Source organism: Streptomyces sp. NPDC055400 (assembly GCF_053644375.1).
In genome coordinates this window covers 339,910-355,773 of the sequence record NZ_JBSHLM010000009.1, presented here as the reverse complement: position 1 = coordinate 355,773, position 15,864 = coordinate 339,910, and the positions used below count along the sequence as shown (strand labels likewise).

General features: G+C 69.0%; 14 protein-coding genes and 1 pseudogene. 8 read left to right on the top strand and 7 right to left on the bottom strand.

The features are described 5' to 3' along the window. The first annotated feature begins 90 nt into the window (after window positions 1-90). On the top strand, window positions 91-1,161 hold the full coding sequence (locus ACWIGU_RS25120; protein ID WP_454403947.1) for a DUF5937 family protein: 1,071 nt from the start codon (window positions 91-93) through the stop codon (window positions 1,159-1,161). A gap of 112 nt (window positions 1,162-1,273) precedes the next feature. Continuing rightward, on the top strand, window positions 1,274-2,128 hold the full coding sequence (locus ACWIGU_RS25115) for an alpha/beta hydrolase (protein ID WP_454403946.1): 855 nt from the start codon (window positions 1,274-1,276) through the stop codon (window positions 2,126-2,128). Between the two features lie 254 nt (window positions 2,129-2,382). Here ACWIGU_RS25115 and ACWIGU_RS25110 read toward each other — a convergent pair. From ACWIGU_RS25110 to ACWIGU_RS25090, 5 genes and pseudogenes are all read right to left on the bottom strand, one after another. Continuing rightward, window positions 2,383-2,619 (bottom strand): annotated as a pseudogene (locus tag ACWIGU_RS25110) (SDR family NAD(P)-dependent oxidoreductase); the annotation flags it as partial. A 52-nt stretch (window positions 2,620-2,671) separates the two neighbouring features. Further along, on the bottom strand, window positions 2,672-3,496 hold the full coding sequence (locus ACWIGU_RS25105; protein WP_454403945.1) for a class I SAM-dependent methyltransferase: 825 nt from the start codon (window positions 3,494-3,496) through the stop codon (window positions 2,672-2,674). A 281-nt stretch (window positions 3,497-3,777) separates the two neighbouring features. Further along, window positions 3,778-4,860, bottom strand: a complete 1,083-nt coding sequence (locus ACWIGU_RS25100) for an acyltransferase family protein (RefSeq protein ID WP_454403944.1) — start codon at window positions 4,858-4,860, stop codon at window positions 3,778-3,780. 173 nt (window positions 4,861-5,033) lie between these two features. Beyond that, window positions 5,034-7,418 (bottom strand): glycosyltransferase, encoded by a 2,385-nt coding sequence (locus ACWIGU_RS25095; protein WP_454403943.1) that lies wholly within the window; start codon window positions 7,416-7,418, stop codon window positions 5,034-5,036. Window positions 7,419-7,437: 19 nt separating this feature from the next. Next, window positions 7,438-7,842: a hypothetical protein gene (locus ACWIGU_RS25090; RefSeq protein ID WP_454403942.1), complete on the bottom strand. Its 405-nt coding sequence runs from the start codon at window positions 7,840-7,842 to the stop codon at window positions 7,438-7,440. Window positions 7,843-8,003: 161 nt separating this feature from the next. Between ACWIGU_RS25090 and ACWIGU_RS25085 the strand changes: the two genes are divergently transcribed. The 3 genes from ACWIGU_RS25085 to ACWIGU_RS25075 all read left to right on the top strand — a co-directional run bounded on the left by ACWIGU_RS25085 (window position 8,004) and on the right by ACWIGU_RS25075 (window position 11,846). Further along, window positions 8,004-9,029: a chitinase gene (locus tag ACWIGU_RS25085; protein ID WP_454403941.1), complete on the top strand. Its 1,026-nt coding sequence runs from the start codon at window positions 8,004-8,006 to the stop codon at window positions 9,027-9,029. Window positions 9,030-9,178: 149 nt separating this feature from the next. Beyond that, window positions 9,179-10,462, top strand: a complete 1,284-nt coding sequence (locus ACWIGU_RS25080) for a low temperature requirement protein A (RefSeq protein WP_454403940.1) — start codon at window positions 9,179-9,181, stop codon at window positions 10,460-10,462. Between the two features lie 133 nt (window positions 10,463-10,595). After that, the gene (locus ACWIGU_RS25075; protein ID WP_454403939.1) at window positions 10,596-11,846 is read left to right on the top strand and encodes an MFS transporter; all 1,251 of its coding nucleotides are present in this window, start codon (window positions 10,596-10,598) and stop codon (window positions 11,844-11,846) included. 11 nt (window positions 11,847-11,857) lie between these two features. Here the strand turns inward: ACWIGU_RS25075 and ACWIGU_RS25070 are convergent, their stop codons facing one another. Together ACWIGU_RS25070 and ACWIGU_RS25065 are read right to left on the bottom strand one after the other, a co-directional pair. Beyond that, complete coding sequence (locus tag ACWIGU_RS25070) at window positions 11,858-12,088, bottom strand: hypothetical protein (protein ID WP_454403938.1); 231 nt, start codon at window positions 12,086-12,088, stop codon at window positions 11,858-11,860. A 138-nt stretch (window positions 12,089-12,226) separates the two neighbouring features. Next, window positions 12,227-13,339 carry an ABC transporter substrate-binding protein gene (locus ACWIGU_RS25065; RefSeq protein ID WP_454404023.1) on the bottom strand — a complete coding sequence of 371 codons (1,113 nt, stop codon included), beginning with the start codon at window positions 13,337-13,339 and terminating at the stop codon, window positions 12,227-12,229. 120 nt (window positions 13,340-13,459) lie between these two features. On the opposite strand from ACWIGU_RS25065, the gene ACWIGU_RS25060 reads away from it, so the two are divergent. From ACWIGU_RS25060 to ACWIGU_RS25050, 3 genes are all read left to right on the top strand, one after another. Then, window positions 13,460-13,654 carry a helix-turn-helix domain-containing protein gene (locus ACWIGU_RS25060; protein WP_454403937.1) on the top strand — a complete coding sequence of 65 codons (195 nt, stop codon included), beginning with the start codon at window positions 13,460-13,462 and terminating at the stop codon, window positions 13,652-13,654. Between the two features lie 182 nt (window positions 13,655-13,836). Beyond that, complete coding sequence (locus ACWIGU_RS25055) at window positions 13,837-14,739, top strand: dioxygenase family protein (protein WP_454403936.1); 903 nt, start codon at window positions 13,837-13,839, stop codon at window positions 14,737-14,739. A gap of 44 nt (window positions 14,740-14,783) precedes the next feature. Continuing rightward, window positions 14,784-15,863 carry a maleylacetate reductase gene (locus ACWIGU_RS25050; RefSeq protein WP_454403935.1) on the top strand — a complete coding sequence of 360 codons (1,080 nt, stop codon included), beginning with the start codon at window positions 14,784-14,786 and terminating at the stop codon, window positions 15,861-15,863. Window position 15,864: the final 1 nt, after the last annotated feature.

Here is a 15,864-nt window from a genome sequence, read left to right as displayed (position 1 = left end):
AGGGGGGAACGTGTCGGGGGATCCTGCGTGCCACGGCGTCGCGGCAGCAAGAGGATTGACAGCAAGCAATCAATCCTTGAAGGTCGGCGGATGCCCGTCGTGATCGAACCCGGTCCTGATCCGGACCGTGCCGTGGCTCCGCGGCTCTCCCCGCTCGCCGAACTCTGCGCCTGTCTGCACGCCCTGCAGACCCCCGGTCACCATCCGGCCAGTCGCCGTTGGGTGGACGCGGTACGGCAGGACGCCGACCCCGCGCTTCTCGCCCGGGCCGCCGCGCTGTCGCCGCTGTGGAGCGCTTTCCGGGCCCGGTATCTGCTGCCGTTGTCGGCGGGCGCCGAGCGTTCCCTCGAGGAGGAGATCGCTGACATCACCACCCTGGATCTGGGGCAGTTCACCGGGATGACGGCGCAGGCGCTGCTCGGGAAGAATTCACCGCGGCCCGGGGCACCGCTCGAGGAGCCGGACCGGTTCCTGTCGCGGCTGCGGCAGCATGCCGAGGAGCGGTTCACGCTGGGCGCCCGGCTGCTGTCCGACCCCGAGGGGCTGCGCGACACGGTCACCGGCTTCCTCACCGCGGCGGGCGAGGAGTGGTTCGGCGCGGAGTGGGAGCGGCTGGCCGGGCCGCTGCGGGCGGAGGTCAGGGGCCGGTTCGCGGAGCACCGGAACGACGCGGTGGCGGTGCTCGCCTCGTTCCCGAACGCGCGGCTGCTGGCAGATCCGCCGCGGATCGAGTTCGAGAAGCTGTACCAGGCACGGGTACCGCTGGTCGGCACGGACTGCCTCCTGACGCCGTCCCTGCACGTCAACCCGCATCTGGCGATCAAGCACTATCCGGGCCTTCCGGTGGTGGTGCAGTATCCGGTGCGGGGACCGGGCAGCATGGGCCCGCCTTCCCTCGACCTGGTGCGGCAGCGCATCAAGGCGCTCCAGGAACCGATCCGGATCGACCTGTGCCGCACCCTGCTCCGGGAGGCGATGACCACGACCGAACTGGCCGAGCAGTACGCGATGACACCCCCGCAGATGTCCCGGCACCTACGACGGCTGCGCGAGGCGGGGATGGTGGTCACGCACCGCCGCGGCGCCCAGGTCCACTACCAGCTGGACCAGGAGGCGGTCCGCACCCTGGGGCACGACCTGCTCGCGGCGCTGCACCGCTGAACGCGTCCTCGTACCCCGAAGATTGACGTACGGGCGGCAATCTTCTTGAGCCGCCCGTCCCCCGTGGCGAGGGTGAGCGGGACCGCACCACGAAGATCGAGGTCCACGCCCCATGACAAGCAGTCCTGCCATCACCGCCACCGCCCGTACCAAGACCACCTCCGCCTTCTATGTCACCGGCGCCACCACGCAGTTCGCCTCCCGCCACGACCAGCGTCTCTCGTACTGTCTCTACGTCCCGTCCGCGCACGAGACGGCCACCGAGCCGCTCCCCCTGCTGGTGATGCAGCACGGCACCGGCCGCACCGGGCCCCAGTACCGGGACGCGATGGCCGGCTTCGCCGAGGAGCACGGCATCGTCGTGCTCGCCCCGCTCTTCCCCGCAGGGCTCGGCGACGACCCCGACGACCTCCACAACTTCAAGTTCATCGCGCACCAGGGCATCCGCTTCGACCTGGCGCTGCTCGCGATCGTCGACGAGGCCGCGGAGCGGATTCACATCGACACCTCACGGTTCGTGCTGCACGGCTTCTCCGGCGGCGGCCAGTTCGCCCACCGGTTCCTCCTGCTGCATCCGGACCGGCTCGCCGGAGTCTCCATCGGCGCCCCGGGCAGGGTCACGCTGATCGATCCGGAACGGGAGTGGTGGCTGGGCACCAAGGGGTTCGCCGAACGGTTCGGCGCCCCCGTCGACCTGGACCAGGTGCGCGACGTCCCGGTGCACATGGTGATCGGCGCCGAGGACACCGAGACCTGGGAGATCAACAACCCGGGCGACTCCAACTGGATGGACGGCGCGGACGACGTCGGCCGCACCCGCGTCGAACGCATCTCGGCACTGCGTGACAACTACCGCGCCCACGGGATCGACGTCGTCTTCGATGTCGTACCCGGGCTGGGCCACGACGGCATGGGCGTGCTGGAGCAGGTCCAGGTTTTCGCCGCCCGTGTGCTGCGGGCCGAATAGGGAGCACAAGGGTATTCAACTCCTGACCGGACAGCGGTCGTTCGGGATCCGGGCGCCGCTCGTCGGTCAGGAAGTCCAGTGCCGCTCCTTGGTGCGGAGCCGTCGCAGGCCGACGCCGGCAAGTGGCATGACGCGACTCGCCTCACTGCAGGACTTCGGGCCGGGCAGGCAGGCGACGTCGAGCAGCCGCACCGGCATCCACCGCAGCGACATGGGCAGGGCCGGCTGCCGGCGTCAGCGCGGTTGCGGGTCGATCACTTCGCCTCGGCCGGTCGGACGGCGTCGGGACCGGCCGGGAACCGCGGCTCGCCGTCCGTCGCCTTGCCCGCGAAGTTCGTCGTCAGGCAGGCGCCCGGCTCGACGGTCTTCGCCTGCACCCCGAAGGGTTCGAGATCGAGCGCGAGGTACGAGGTGAACCCTTCGATGGCCGTCTTGCTCGCCTGGTAGACGGCCGTGAGCGGCATGTGGCCCAGCACCACGCTGGAGGTCACATACGGAGCTGCCGCCGGCCGGGCTGCTCGCTGCCTGGCATAGGTCCGGCCGTCAAGGACCGTCCACGGTTTTCCATCCCCAGGCGGTGAGCATGCCGGCCGACAGCGCGGCGCATTCGTCGGAGTCCAGGTACCGGACCGCCGCGTCGACGGCCGCGTCATCGATCAGGCCCGTGGTGAGCATCGCCGCCCTGCTGCGTTCCCATGTGTCCGCCCAGAAGCGGCTGATGGGGCTGGCCGGCAGCAGCGGCGGCACATGGATCTCGGCAGCCACGGACACGAGCCCCGCCCCCCGCAGCAGCTGCGGGTACGACGGAACCCAGGAGACGTCGGTGCCGATGGTGGACCGCAGCCCCTGCCACATCGCGCGCATCATCACGGTGTACGGCGTGTCGGGCGTCCGGTCGCTTGTGAGGTCGACCGCGTCACTGAGTACCAGCACACCGCCGGGCGCCACGAGTTCGGCCAAATCCGTGATCAGGCGCTCGCGCTCGGGCAGGTGCATCAGCACGAAGCGCGCGTGGACGAGCCGGAAGCGGCCGGGGGCGAAGTCCGGCGCAGTGACGTCGGCTTCCAGCACATCGAGCCCGGGCACGAGCCGTGCGCTGAGGAAACGTGTGTCGCGGTCCACGGCGAGCACATGTGACACCCCGGCCTCGTCGAGCAGCCGGCGCGAAACCGTACCCGTGCCGGCGCCCACGTCGAGGCAGCGCCACCCCGGGCCGACGCCGAGTTCCCGCAGTCGCGCCATGGTGATGTCGTCGTAGGCGAGGGCGCCGAAGTCGATGCGCTCGGCCTCACCGGCCTGTTCAGGACGGAAGACGGCCTCGCCATAGCGGTCGCCGCCTGGCACGTCCCCGCGCGGAGCGGCGGTCACGTCGCGGCCGTGGTCGGGACGCCGTGGGCGTCGTCACGGATGAGTACCAGTGCGCGGTCGGCGAGGGGCTGGGACGGCGGGTCGTAGAGCGGTTTCAAGGCCGGACCTCTTCATCTGTGGGTCGGTGGGGCGGCGGCCCTCCCGAGGTCGCCGTCCCACCGATCTTCTATCGGCGGCCGCCGGCGCCGCCGCGGCGCGCCGGACCGCTACCCGGACGACTCAGAGCCGTGCCGGCGTCGCCGGAAGCATGGCCCAAGGTGTGCTTCCAGCGACCGACCACCTCAGGGCAGCAGCCGAGGCCGTCGCTTCGCCGCGACGTCCTCCACCCAGCCCACCAGCGGGATCGCCGCGGCGATCAGCACCCAGCCGACACCGAACATGAACCACTGGTTCTCCAGCGGCAGGTACTTCGCGAACGCGGGCACGTTCCAGAACCGGTCGATCAGCGGCACCGCGAGGATCAGCGCGATCTCGTGCCAGAGGTAGATCGTCATCGCCCGCGCGTTGAAGACCGACACAACCCGGTCGAGCCGTTCGAAGCGCGCCAGCCACGCGAAGTCGACCTTGAAGTACGCCTTCGAGTACATCAGCAGCATCACAAACCCGGCCGACCAGAAAGCCTGCGCAAGCGGGATGTCGTCCAGGTCGTAACTCCCGTACTCCGCCTGGTGGGTGAGGGCGAACCAGGCACCGTAGGCAAGCGCCGCGAGAGACAGCACAACGACGGGGCCCGGTCGCAGACGGGCCAGGACGCCCTCACGGTGCGCGAAACCGGCGAGCCAGCAGAACAGGAACGTGGCGAAGTCGAGAAGAGCGCTGCCGAACCGGTCGTCCGGCGGCTGCCACACAAACTGGAGCACCAGGATCGGCGCGAGCGAAGCGAGCAGCACCGCCACCGGCGCCGGCCGGAACACCTTCAACAGCAGCGGTGACAGGAGCACGAACCACAGGTAGGCGCGCAGATACCAGAGGATCTCCCAGGCCTGCATGCCCCAGCTGTTACCCGGCGGGTCGCCGAGGGGCACCACCCAGTACACGACCTGCCATCCCGGTATCCAGCCGTGCAGCAGCATCGCGAGGACGACGAAGATTCCCCAGAGCCAGAAGGGCGGCAGCAGCCGTCGTATCCGGCTTCTGATCACCGAAAGGGCCGGCCGTTCAAGGGATTTGGCCATCAGTGACCCGGCGAGCGCGAACATGACGCCCATGGAAGGGAAGACGAGGCCCGCCCACACCCAGCCGAACGTGTGGTAGGCCACGACGCGCATCAGTGCGAGGGCGCGAAGCGTGTCGAAGTACCGGTCGCGGCCGCCCGCCCGGACCGCTGACCGCTCGGGCACGGCGGGTTCCCGGTAGTCCGGCACGATCACACGGAGAGGCGTGGTGTCCTGATCAAGGCCCTGCGTTCCCGGCGTTCCCAGCGTTCCCGGTGTTCTCGGCGGTTCAGGCGTTACGGGCGTTACGGGCGTTACGGGTGTTACGGGTGTTCCGCGCGTACGCCGAGCGGCTCTGTGACGATTCCCCTGTGCCTCCGAGGTCACTGCCCCACCCCCGTCGGCGTCCCGACCTCGCCGGTGCGCTTGAGCTTCTGCCAGCGCAGCCGGCCGCCCGTGAGGGCGGTGATGGAGGAATGGATGAGGACCAGGTACATCATCTGGCGGTACGCGATCTGCTGGAGCGGGAGCATCCACAGGTAGCGGTACTTCTCTCCGTCGAGGCGGAACGCGTAGGCGGCGCAGACGAGCTGGAGGCCGAGCACGGCCAGCCAGGCGAGCAGGGACGCCTTGAAGTCCACGAAGATCATCGAGTAGACGGTGAAGAGGTCGATCAGGGGCGCGAAGACCGGCGTGACGATCTGGAAGAGCACCACGAGGGGCATTCCCACCCGTCCGAAGCGACCCGAAGGCCCCTTGTCGACGAGGGACTTACGGTGCTTCCACAGCGCCTGCATGGTGCCGTACGACCAACGGTAGCGCTGGCTCCACAGCTGCTTGAGCGAGGCCGGTGCCTCCGTCCAGGCCCGCGCATGCTCCTGGTACACCACACGCCAACCGGCACGGTGCATCGCGATGGTGATGTCGGTGTCCTCGGCGAGGGTGTCCTCGCTCATGCCGCCGACCTCGAGGACGGCCTGGCGCCGGAACGCTCCGATCGCCCCGGGGATGGTGGGCATGCAGCGCAGCAGGTCGTACATGCGGCGGTCCAGGTTGAAGCCCATCACGTACTCGATGTGCTGCCAGGCGCCGATGACCGTGTTGCGGTTGCCGACCTTGGCGTTGCCCGCGACCGCGCCGATGTCCGGGGCGGCGAAAGGCTGCACGAGCTGCCGGACGGTGTCCGGCTCGAAGACCGTGTCGCCGTCCATCATCACGACGATGTCGTAACTGGCGTGGCGCACCCCGTTGTTGAGCGCCGCGGGCTTGCCCGCGTTCTCCTGACGGATCATGCGCACGTTGGGCAGGCCGAGGGACTCGGCGATCTCCTTCGTGCCGTCGGTGGAGCCGTCGTCCACGACGATGATCTCGATGGGATGCGTGCTCTTTGCGAGCGAGTTGAGGGTGTTGGCGATGCACTCCTTCTCGTTGTACGCGGGCACGATCACGCTGACCGGCCTGGTGACGGGCGGCCCCCAGCTGAACCGGCGTTTGTTGCGCTGCCTGTGGTGGCGCCGCGCGAGGACCAGCATCATCGCGAATCGCGCCATGACGGCGACTCCGACGACCGCGAGGAAGACGGCCAGCGTCGGCACGGTCCACTCGGCGATCGCGACCGCCACGATGAGCGCCTTGCCCTCGTAGAGCGTGGTGCCGGTGGCTTTGGAGTGGGCCGCCTGGTCGACATTGCGGGCGCCGCCCGGAGCGTTCGTGCCGGAGGAGGGAGGGGTTCCCTGTTGGGCCGCGCCACCCGGTGCCTGACCGGACCTCTGGGCCCCACCGGGCTGAGCGCTTCCGGCCTGTGCGCCGCCATCCTGCGCGCCGGTGCCCTGCGCGGAGCCGCTCCCGGCGGAGCCGTTCTGTGCGGAGCCGCCGCCCCGCGCCCCCGTCTTGGCCATGGCGCCGCTGACCGTAGTGAAGGTGTAGCCCTTCGCCTTCATCTTCTTGATGTACTCGGGCAGCGCCTTGAGCGTCTGGTCACGGTTGCCGCCGGCGTCGTGGAAGAGCACCGAAGCGCCTTTGCTCTTCTTCGGCGTCGCCCACTGGACGATCTTCGAGACGCCCGGCTTCTTCCAGTCGTCGCTGTCGGTGTCGACGAAGACGCTGGTGTAGCCCATGGCGCCGAGCTTCTGGTAGACCGGCCAGCTGTAGTTGTCGATCGCGGCGGCCTCGGACGAGTAGGGCGCGCGCACCAGCTTCGTGGTGATGCCGGCCGCTCCCGCGAGCGCCAGCTGGGTCTGCGTGAGCTCACGCTTGACACGGGCGTCGCTCTGATAGGAGAGGTCGACGTGGGTGAAGGTGTGCAGGCCGACCTCGTTCCCCTGCTCGACCATGTCCTTCACGATGCCGGGGTGCCGGGCGATCATGGAACCCACGAGGAAGAACGTGCCGTTCACATCGTTGTCCGCGAGGATCTTGAGAACCTTCTCGGTGTACGTGGCGTCGGGACCGTCGTCGAAGGTGAGCACGATGGTCTTCTTCGGAACGGACTGCGTCCGCATGGAACCGTTGGCCGAGGTCAGAATCGGGCCCCCGTCGAGGATGCGCTGCGGCACCTTGTCGTAGGACGCGTCGGTGCGGACGCGGTGGTCGCCCAGGACCTCGGCCCGCAGATATCCGTCGAGCATCATCACGCTGACGAGTCCGAGGACGAGAACGAGCGCGAGGACGACGCGTGGCCGCTGCAGAGCGGCGGCTCGGCGCCCGGCGCGCTCGAAGCGGGAGGGAGCGGCACGGCGACGGCGCCGCGCGGAGGTGTTGCTGGTCATGTTTTCCCTTACCTGCGCGTCAGTGGGCGTCGGCGGCGGCTGATGCCGAGGGGGCGGGCAGTGAAGGGCTGGGCGAGAGGGAGGGGCGGGTGGCCGGAGGCGTTCCCTGCTGCTGACCGGCGCCGCCCGGGGCGCCGTACCCGGAGCCGGCCGGACCACGACCGGTGCCGGCGCCGCCACCTCCACCGCCGAAGGGCAGCAGGTCCGTCGTGCTCACGGACACACCCCACCCCATGAACGACAGGCCGAGGACGACCGCGTATCCCACACAGGCGACGACCACGGCAAGGCCGAACCTGCGCAGCAGCTTGGCCCGCCGTCCGGAACTGTCGACGAATACGGGGCCTTCATCGGCCCCTTTTCCACGTTTGCGGTGGCTTCCGCGCCCACTGGCACGTTTTTCGACGGAGGAATCGAAATGCATTCCCGGGACGCTAAGGGATCTTCATGTGGCCCATCACAGGCATTCCTGTGCGCACCCTGAGAAGGCCCTGAGTTCGCTGTGATGTGCCTGATGACACCTGGATCACAGGCTTCCGTGTTTCAGTTCCGGGACCGGACCGAAAAGAAATGGGTGCATGCGCGATGAGGAATGTTCTGGGGAGGCCGGCCGCCGCTTTCGTGTCGCTGGTGGCGGCAGCGACCTGCGCGGGGTGCTCATCGGGGAGCTCGGGCCCGGCCGACGCGGCACCGCACGGTGCGCCCTCGCAGGCCGCGAGCGCACCCTCGTCATCCAGCCCGTTCGCCCCCTACGTCAGTGCCACGGACGCTTCGGAGCTGGACGCGGCCGGGTCCCCCTCCGCGTACAACCTGGCCTTCACCATCGCGGACGGCAGCTCCTGCACGCCCACGTGGAACGGCACCGAGGCCGTCGGCGACGCGACGGTGAAGAAGCGGATCTCGGCACTCGAGTCGTCCGGCGCGACCGTGCGGGTCTCCTTCGGCGGGGCGTCCGGCAAGGAACTGGCCGAGACATGCGGCAGCGCGTCCGCTCTGGCCGACGCCTACGCCGCCACGCTCGACGCCGCGGGCGCCACCCAGGCCGACTTCGACATCGAGGGTGATGCGCTGAAGGACTCCGACTCGGTGACCCTGCGCTCGAAGGCGATCGCCCTGCTCCAGAAGGAGCGCACCGGCCTCAGCGTGTCTTTCACACTTCCCGTGATGCCCTCGGGCCTGGACGCGGACGCCGTGGCCCTCCTGGAGTCGGCCAACGACCAAGGCGTCAAGGTGTCCAGCGTCAACATCATGACGATGAACTACGGCACGTCCTACACCGGCGACATGGGCGACTACGCCATGGCGTCGGCCAAGGCGGCCCACGCCCAACTCGCCGACATTTTCGGGCTGTCGGACAGGAAGGCATGGCGCGGACTCGCCGTGACGCCGATGCTCGGCACGAACGACGTCGACAGGGAGACGTTCACCCTTTCCGATGCCGCCCGACTGCGCGCCTTCGCGGAGACGAAGGAGCTTGCGTGGGTCTCCATGTGGTCCACGTTCCGCGACCAGCAGTGCTCCTCTTCCGGCACGTCGTCGGACGACGCGCTCACCAACTGCAGTGGTGTGCAGCAGAGTTCGGGAGCCTTTGGCAAGGCTCTGGCCGGCTGAGGCGACGCGTTCGGGACACGGTGGCGCCGACGCCTTCTTCGACAGCGAGGGCGAGAGCGCGAGCGAGAGCGAGACCGTGCCCGACGCACCTCGGGCGCCTGACTGGCATCACTCAGTTCGACGGGCACCCATGCGGCATCATGCTCCGCATGAGCGACTCTCCCCACCCTCAAGGTGCCGGCGGCAATCTGGCGCACAGCCGGGTGCCGATGACCGGCCGCGATCCCCACGAACCCGGACGGGTCTCTTCACCGCTGGAGCTGTTGTTCGACCTGACGTTTGTGGTCGCGGTAGGAACCGCCTCATCCCAATTCGCCGACATGGTCGCCGAGGGGCATCCCGGTGACGCGGTCACCGCGTTCGTGCTGGCGATGTTCGCGATCAGTGTCGCGTGGATCAGCTTCAGCTGGTTCGCTTCGGCGTTCGGCACGGATGACTGGCTCTACCGCGCGCTGACGATGGTGCAGATGATCGGTGTCGTCGTGTTCTCGCTCGGCCTGCCCGCGATGTTCCACTCGGTCGACGAGGGCGAACACCTCGACCTGAGGGTGATGGTGCTCGGCTATGTCGTGATGCGGATCGCGATGGTGCTGCAGTGGTGGCGTGCCGCCCGGGAGTCCCCCACATTCCGGGACGTCGGAATGGCGAACATCCGCTGGACGGTGATCGTCCAAGTCGGCTGGTGCGTCATCGCGTTCACGCATCTGCCGCTCAACGCGGTGTTCGTCGCCTTCATCGTCCTCGGTGCGCTCGAACTGGCATTGCCTGTCCTCACCCAGGGCGGTGCGGGCGGAACTCCGTGGCACCCTCACCATGTCGCCGAGCGGTACGGCCTGTTCGCCATCATCGTTCTCGGGGAGGGCGTCGTGGGGACCGTCGCGTCCTCGGGCGAGCTTCTCGGCGGTGTGGACGGAACCCATTGGAGCGGCAACGCGATCGCCGTGGTCGTCGCCGGCGTCGGGCTGACCTTCGGCATGTGGTGGGTGTACTTCTCCACCCCCTTCGGCGACATCCTCGTGCACCGCCGCAGCCGCGGATACCTCTTCGGCTACGGGCACATCCCGCTCTTCGTCGGGGTGGCCGGCGCCGGAGCCGGCCTCCACGTGGCGGGCCTGCACCTGGAGCACCACTCCGAGATCAGTGACGTGGCCGTGGTGCTGTCCCTGGCCGTCCCGGTCGGCCTCTACCTGCTCATGGTGTACCTCCTCCACACGCTGCTGCTGTCCACGGCCGACCCGTTCCACGTGATGCTGATCTCGCTCACGCTGGCGGTACTTCTCGTGGCGGTGCTCCTGTCGGCGGCCGGCGTCGCCATCGCGGCGTGCCTCCTCATCGTGATGCTGGCCCCCTTCGTCACCGTGGTCGGCTACGAGACGATCGGCCACCGCCACCAGCGCCGGATGCTGGAAGGACTCGACTCGCAGAACCAGTGACAACTGCCCGCGGATACGGGGGTGATGGGCACAGGTACAGGCCCTGGCGGCCCGCCCGTTGGCCTTCGTCCCTTCCGACCTCCCACGAGTCCGACTCGGTCTGCCGCTGATCCCTCGCTGGTACTGTCCAGCCATGCCGCGGCTGGTGGAAGTTCCTGGGTACGTCCGCTTCTGGACCGCCTCGGCGGTGTCCGCTTTCGGTTCTCAGGTCACGGGGCTGGCCTTGCAGATCCTCACCGCCGTGGCGCTGAGCGCATCCGCCACTGAGGTCGGCATCGTCAACGCCGCCCGCTGGGTTCCGTATCTGCTCTTCGGACTCGTGGCCGGGGTAGTGGTGGACCGCCGCCGACGCAAGCCGATGATGGTCACCACGGACCTCGGTAGGGCGGTCCTGCTCGGCGCGATACCCGTGCTGTATGCGCTGGACCGGCTCACGATTCCCACGCTGTGCTTGTTCGTCTTCGCGTTCGGGGTGCTGTCACTGCTGTTTGACGCGGCGAACCAGTCGTACGTGCCACAGCTGGTACCGAAAGAACTGCTCAACGCGGGGTACGCCCGTGTGGAGCAGGCGGGCGCGGTGGCCGGCTCGACCGGCCCTCTGATCGGCGGGGCACTGATCAAAATCATGGGGGCGCCGCTGGCCGTGCTGGTGGACGCCGTCACCTATCTGATCTCGGCCTTGTTGCTCGCCTCGGTGAAGGCACCCGACCCCGTCCCCGACGCCGGCGCACGGCGCAGCCTCGGCAGCGAGCTGCGGGAAGGGGTGGCGTGGGTCTACCGGCATCGCACGCTGGCATCCATCGCCCTGACCTCACACGCGATGCTGCTTTTCAACAGCATGGTCAGCACCGTCTTCGTGGTCTTCGCCCTGAACGAGCTCAAGATCGGCGCATTCGGCCTGGCGGTCACCTACGCCTTCGCGAGTGTCGGAGCGGTACTCGGCGGCGCGTTCTCCGCACGTGTGGCCGGCAGGCTGGACGTCGGCCCCACTCTGATCGCCTTCCGTCTGCTCGCCGCGATCGGCTGGCTGCCCCTGGTCCTGGCAGGACGTGGACCGTGGGCGCTTGTCTCCGTGGCGCTCGGCTTCTTCCTCGTGTCCCTGGCCATCGGCATCGAGAGCCCGGTGGAGATCAGCTATCGGCAAGCGGTGACACCCGACCGGCTGCGCGGGCGCATGAACGCGACGATCCGCTCCATGAACTGGGGAATGGTAGCCGTGGGGGCACCGCTCGGTGGAGTACTCGCCGACCAGGTCAGCTATCGCTTCGCCCTGTGGATCGGACTGTCCGGAGCAACCGTCCAGGCGCTCGTTCTGACCGTCTCTCGTACCCGCAGGGCCCGCACCACCGACGAACTCGATTTCCCGGCAGGGGCCCGCACGTGACCGGAATCCGTTCAGTCCCCGGGGTGCGGGTCATATTGGACGATGGCGCCGCGGCTGAAGTTCGCGTCGCCGTGCGCCTCCACTGTCACGGAGCCGACGCCCCAGGCCCGGTCGGTGCCGGGGATGGCTGTGATCTCCAGCAGTCGTAGCTTCTGCTTGCGGTCGGCGGCGGTGACTTTGCCGCTTCGGCCCGCGGCGGCCGGCGGGGAGCCGATCTTACGGCCGGCCACCGCAAGTGCCATCACCAGCGCCGAAGTTGCCGCACGCCACCGCCGCGTCCCGATTCCCCTCCCACCTGGTGACCGGTCCCCTACATGTCTGGCGCGGCACTGCCTCGGGAGGCTCCTTCTGCCTATAGGGGCGGTTGGCTCGGCGCTCGGTCAGCCGGTGTGCAGGATCCGAAAGCGATCGGGTTCCGCCGGATCCCGGTCGACGACCTGCACCGGCGTCCAAGCCCATTGCCACACGCTGATGCCAGGCGTGCGGGAGAACTTGATCTGCCCGCGAGTGCCTTCGACTGCAACGCGCGGCCAGGAATCGGCAATCCGCGACCGGTCCGCGCCGTGCGAGCGCAGTACATCGGCGAGGACCGCGATCGTGTCGTAGCCCTCGAAGGCGACGAAGGAGGGCGCTTCGCCCAGCACCTCACGGAGTGCCGTCCCGACGCGTGCACCGAGTGGGCTGAGGCGCTCCGGCAGGTAGCGCAGGAACGGGATCCCGGCGCCGTCGTCGCTCAGGAGCTTCGCCCATTCCGCGCACTCCGGTTGCCCCGCCGGAGCACCGATCAGCATCTCGGCGAGGCGCTGGTCGTGGCGTACGGACTTGACGATCGACACTGCCGGCTCCGGATGGCCGACCAGAAGAAGCAGGGCTGTCGCGTGATTCTCGACGAGTGCGTCGCACAGCCCAGCGGGGTCGAGCTCCCGCATGTCGAGTTCGATGACGGCGCCGCCGCGTGGAGCGAGATGATCCCGCAGAATGCGGGCCCCGGATGCCCAGTAGACACTCGGCTGGGCTGCTACGGCGATTCGGCTGTGGCCCGCGGCGAGGAGGAAGTCCGCGTATATCTGCCACCCGTGGGACTGCGCGGGCGCGAGGCGCGCGACCCATTCCGTCGGCTGATCGGTGAGCGCGTCGAGAACCGCTGACGAGCAGAGGTACGGCATGCCGAGGGCGTCGGCCCTGGCAGCAGCGGCGCGGGCGACGACGCTGTGATATTCGCCCGCCAATGCCGCCACGCCCATGCGAGCCAATTCATCTACTGCCGCCACGGCCTTCTGCGGATCAGCGGCCGTGTCCCGGACCACCAGCTCGAGAGGCCTTCCGACGATTCCGCCGGCGTCATTGACTTCGCGAACGCCCAACTCGAGTCCGGCGAGGAGGTGCCGGCCTGCCTCGACCCAGCCGGGCCGAGTCAGCGGAGCGAGAGCGCCGATCCGGATGGACGACCCGTCGGTCTGTTCCACTCCAGGCGGTGATGCCGGCGTATTCATGAGTTGGCGCCCCCCTGAGTGACGATCCGGTGGCACTTCGTCCGGATCGGATCGCAGAGTGCACGTCAGTGGTGCCGAGGGTAGCCGAGCCGAGCCGGGCGGGGATCGGCGCCCCATCCGGTGCGCGACCTCCAACGCCTGCTCGCCGCCCCGCGGTCCGGGCCCGGGGCGGCAAGCGTCGGTCGATCGGTCCCGTCAGCGGCCGAACTGTTCATCTCCGTCAAGACAGTGCAGTACCACCTGACGCACATCTACACGAAACTCGGCATCCGCTCGCGCGGGGAGCTGGCGGCCCTTCGGCGCGACGAGGCCTGACCGCACCCACCTGCGACGCGTCGTACGGAACTGAGGAAATCCCCTGCACAGTGCAGTCAACTCCGTGCCGCGCGACCTGACAGCCGAGTTCAAGAAGGCGGGCATCTGTCGTGCCGGCGCCCTGAGCGGTCTGCGACCGTATTGAACGACGACCATGCCGAACGAGCAGGAGGAGCCCCTCCATGTCCGTGCCGCAGAACGCAGCACATCCCGCAGGACAGCAACAGCGCCAGGTGGAGGACGAGTTGATCGATACGGTCCTGGCGTCGTTCCGTGACACCCCGGACCCGCGACTCAAGGAACTGATGCAGTCACTGGTCAGGCACCTGCACGGGTTCATCCGTGACGTACGACTGACCGAGGCGGAGTGGCAGCAGGCCATTGACTTCCTCACCGCGGCCGGGCACATCACAACGGACCGGCGTCAGGAGTTCGTGCTCCTGTCCGACGTGCTCGGGGCCTCCATGCAGACCATCAATGTCAGCCATGAGGCCGCCGGGAGCGAGACCGAGGCGACGGTGGTCGGCCCGTTCTTCGTGGACGGCGCCCCGGAGATCCCCATCGGCGGCGACCTGGCGGGCGGAGCCCCAGGAGAACCCTGCTGGGTCGAGGGCACCGTCACCGACACCGACGGAAAACCGGTCGCGCGAGCCCGGCTCGACGTATGGGAAGCCGACAAGGACGGCCTCTACGACGTGCAGTACGGGCCGGACCGCACGGCGGGCCGTGGACACCTCTTCACCGATGACCAGGGACGTTACGCGTTCTGGGGACTCACCCCCACCCCGTACCCGATTCCGCACGACGGGCCGGTCGGTGAACTCCTGGAGAGGACCGGACGCTCCCCGCTGCGCGCCCCCCATCTGCACGTCAAGGCGACCGCCCCCGGACTGCGCGCCGTGATCACCCACATCTTCGCCGAAGGCGACCAACTGCTCGCGCAGGACGCTGTGTTCGGCGTCAAGGACTCCCTCGTCAAGAGGTTCGACCGGCAGGCACCCGGCACCCCGACACCCGACGGCCGCACCCTCACCGACCTGAGCTGGACCCGCGTCCGCTTCGACATCGTGCTGCGGCGCGCGTGACGTGCCCGTCGGAGCAGGAATCGGAGCAAGAAGGAGAACGACCCATGCGATTCGAGCACGAGACACTTCCGCAGCGCGTCCACTTCGCTGCCGGTGACGCACGCGCGGCCGTGCGCACCGAGGTCGAACGGCTCGGCGGCACCCGGGTGATGGCCATCGCGACGGCCCGCGAGGCCGAACGGGCCAAGTCCGTGACCGCCGACGTCCCGGTGGTCGTGCACCACGACGACGTGGCGATGCACGTCCCATTCGCCACGGCCGAACGGGCTCGGGCGGCAGCGGCCCGGCACGAACCGGACGTGCTGATCTGTGTCGGCGGCGGCTCGACGACCGGCCTGGCCAAGGCCCTCGCGCTCACGACGGGGCTGCCGATCATGGCCGTGCCGACCACGTACGCGGGGTCGGAGGCGACCAGCGTCTGGGGACTCACCGAGGGCGGCCGCAAGACGACGGGCGTGGACGCCCGCGTGCTGCCGCGCGCGATCGTCTACGACGCGACGCTCACCCTCACACTCCCCGTGCCCATGAGCGTCGCCTCCGGCCTCAACGCCCTTGCCCACTGCGTCGATTCGATGTGGGCACCGCGCACCGACCCGGTCGACCAGGCTTTGGCCGGAGAAGGCATCCGCGCGCTCGCTGCCGGACTTCCGGCGGTCGTCGCCGATCCCTCCGGCATCGAGGGCCGCGAGCAGATGCTGTACGGGGCGTACCTGTCGGCGGTCGCGTTCTCGTCGGCGGGGTCGGGCCTGCACCACAAGATCTGCCATGTACTCGGCGGCCGCTACGACCTGCCGCACGCCCAGACGCACGCCGTCGTCCTGCCGTATGTGCTGGCCTTCAACGCCCCTGCCGCGCCGCACGCCGAGCGCAGGATCGCGGAGGCGTTCGGCACGGGTTCGGCGATCGAGGGGCTGCAGCGGCTGCGCCGGGCGGTGGACGCTCCGTCCGCGCTACGGAACTACGGCCTCGCCGAGCGGGACATCGACGACGCGGTGCCGGCGATCCTGGAGGCTGCCCCGGCTGACAATCCGCGTCCGGTCACGGCCGACGGCGTACGAGGCTTGCTGCGCGCGGCGTGGGAGGGGGCGGATCCGTCGACGCCGGGTGTCAGTCCCCGTTCGTAGG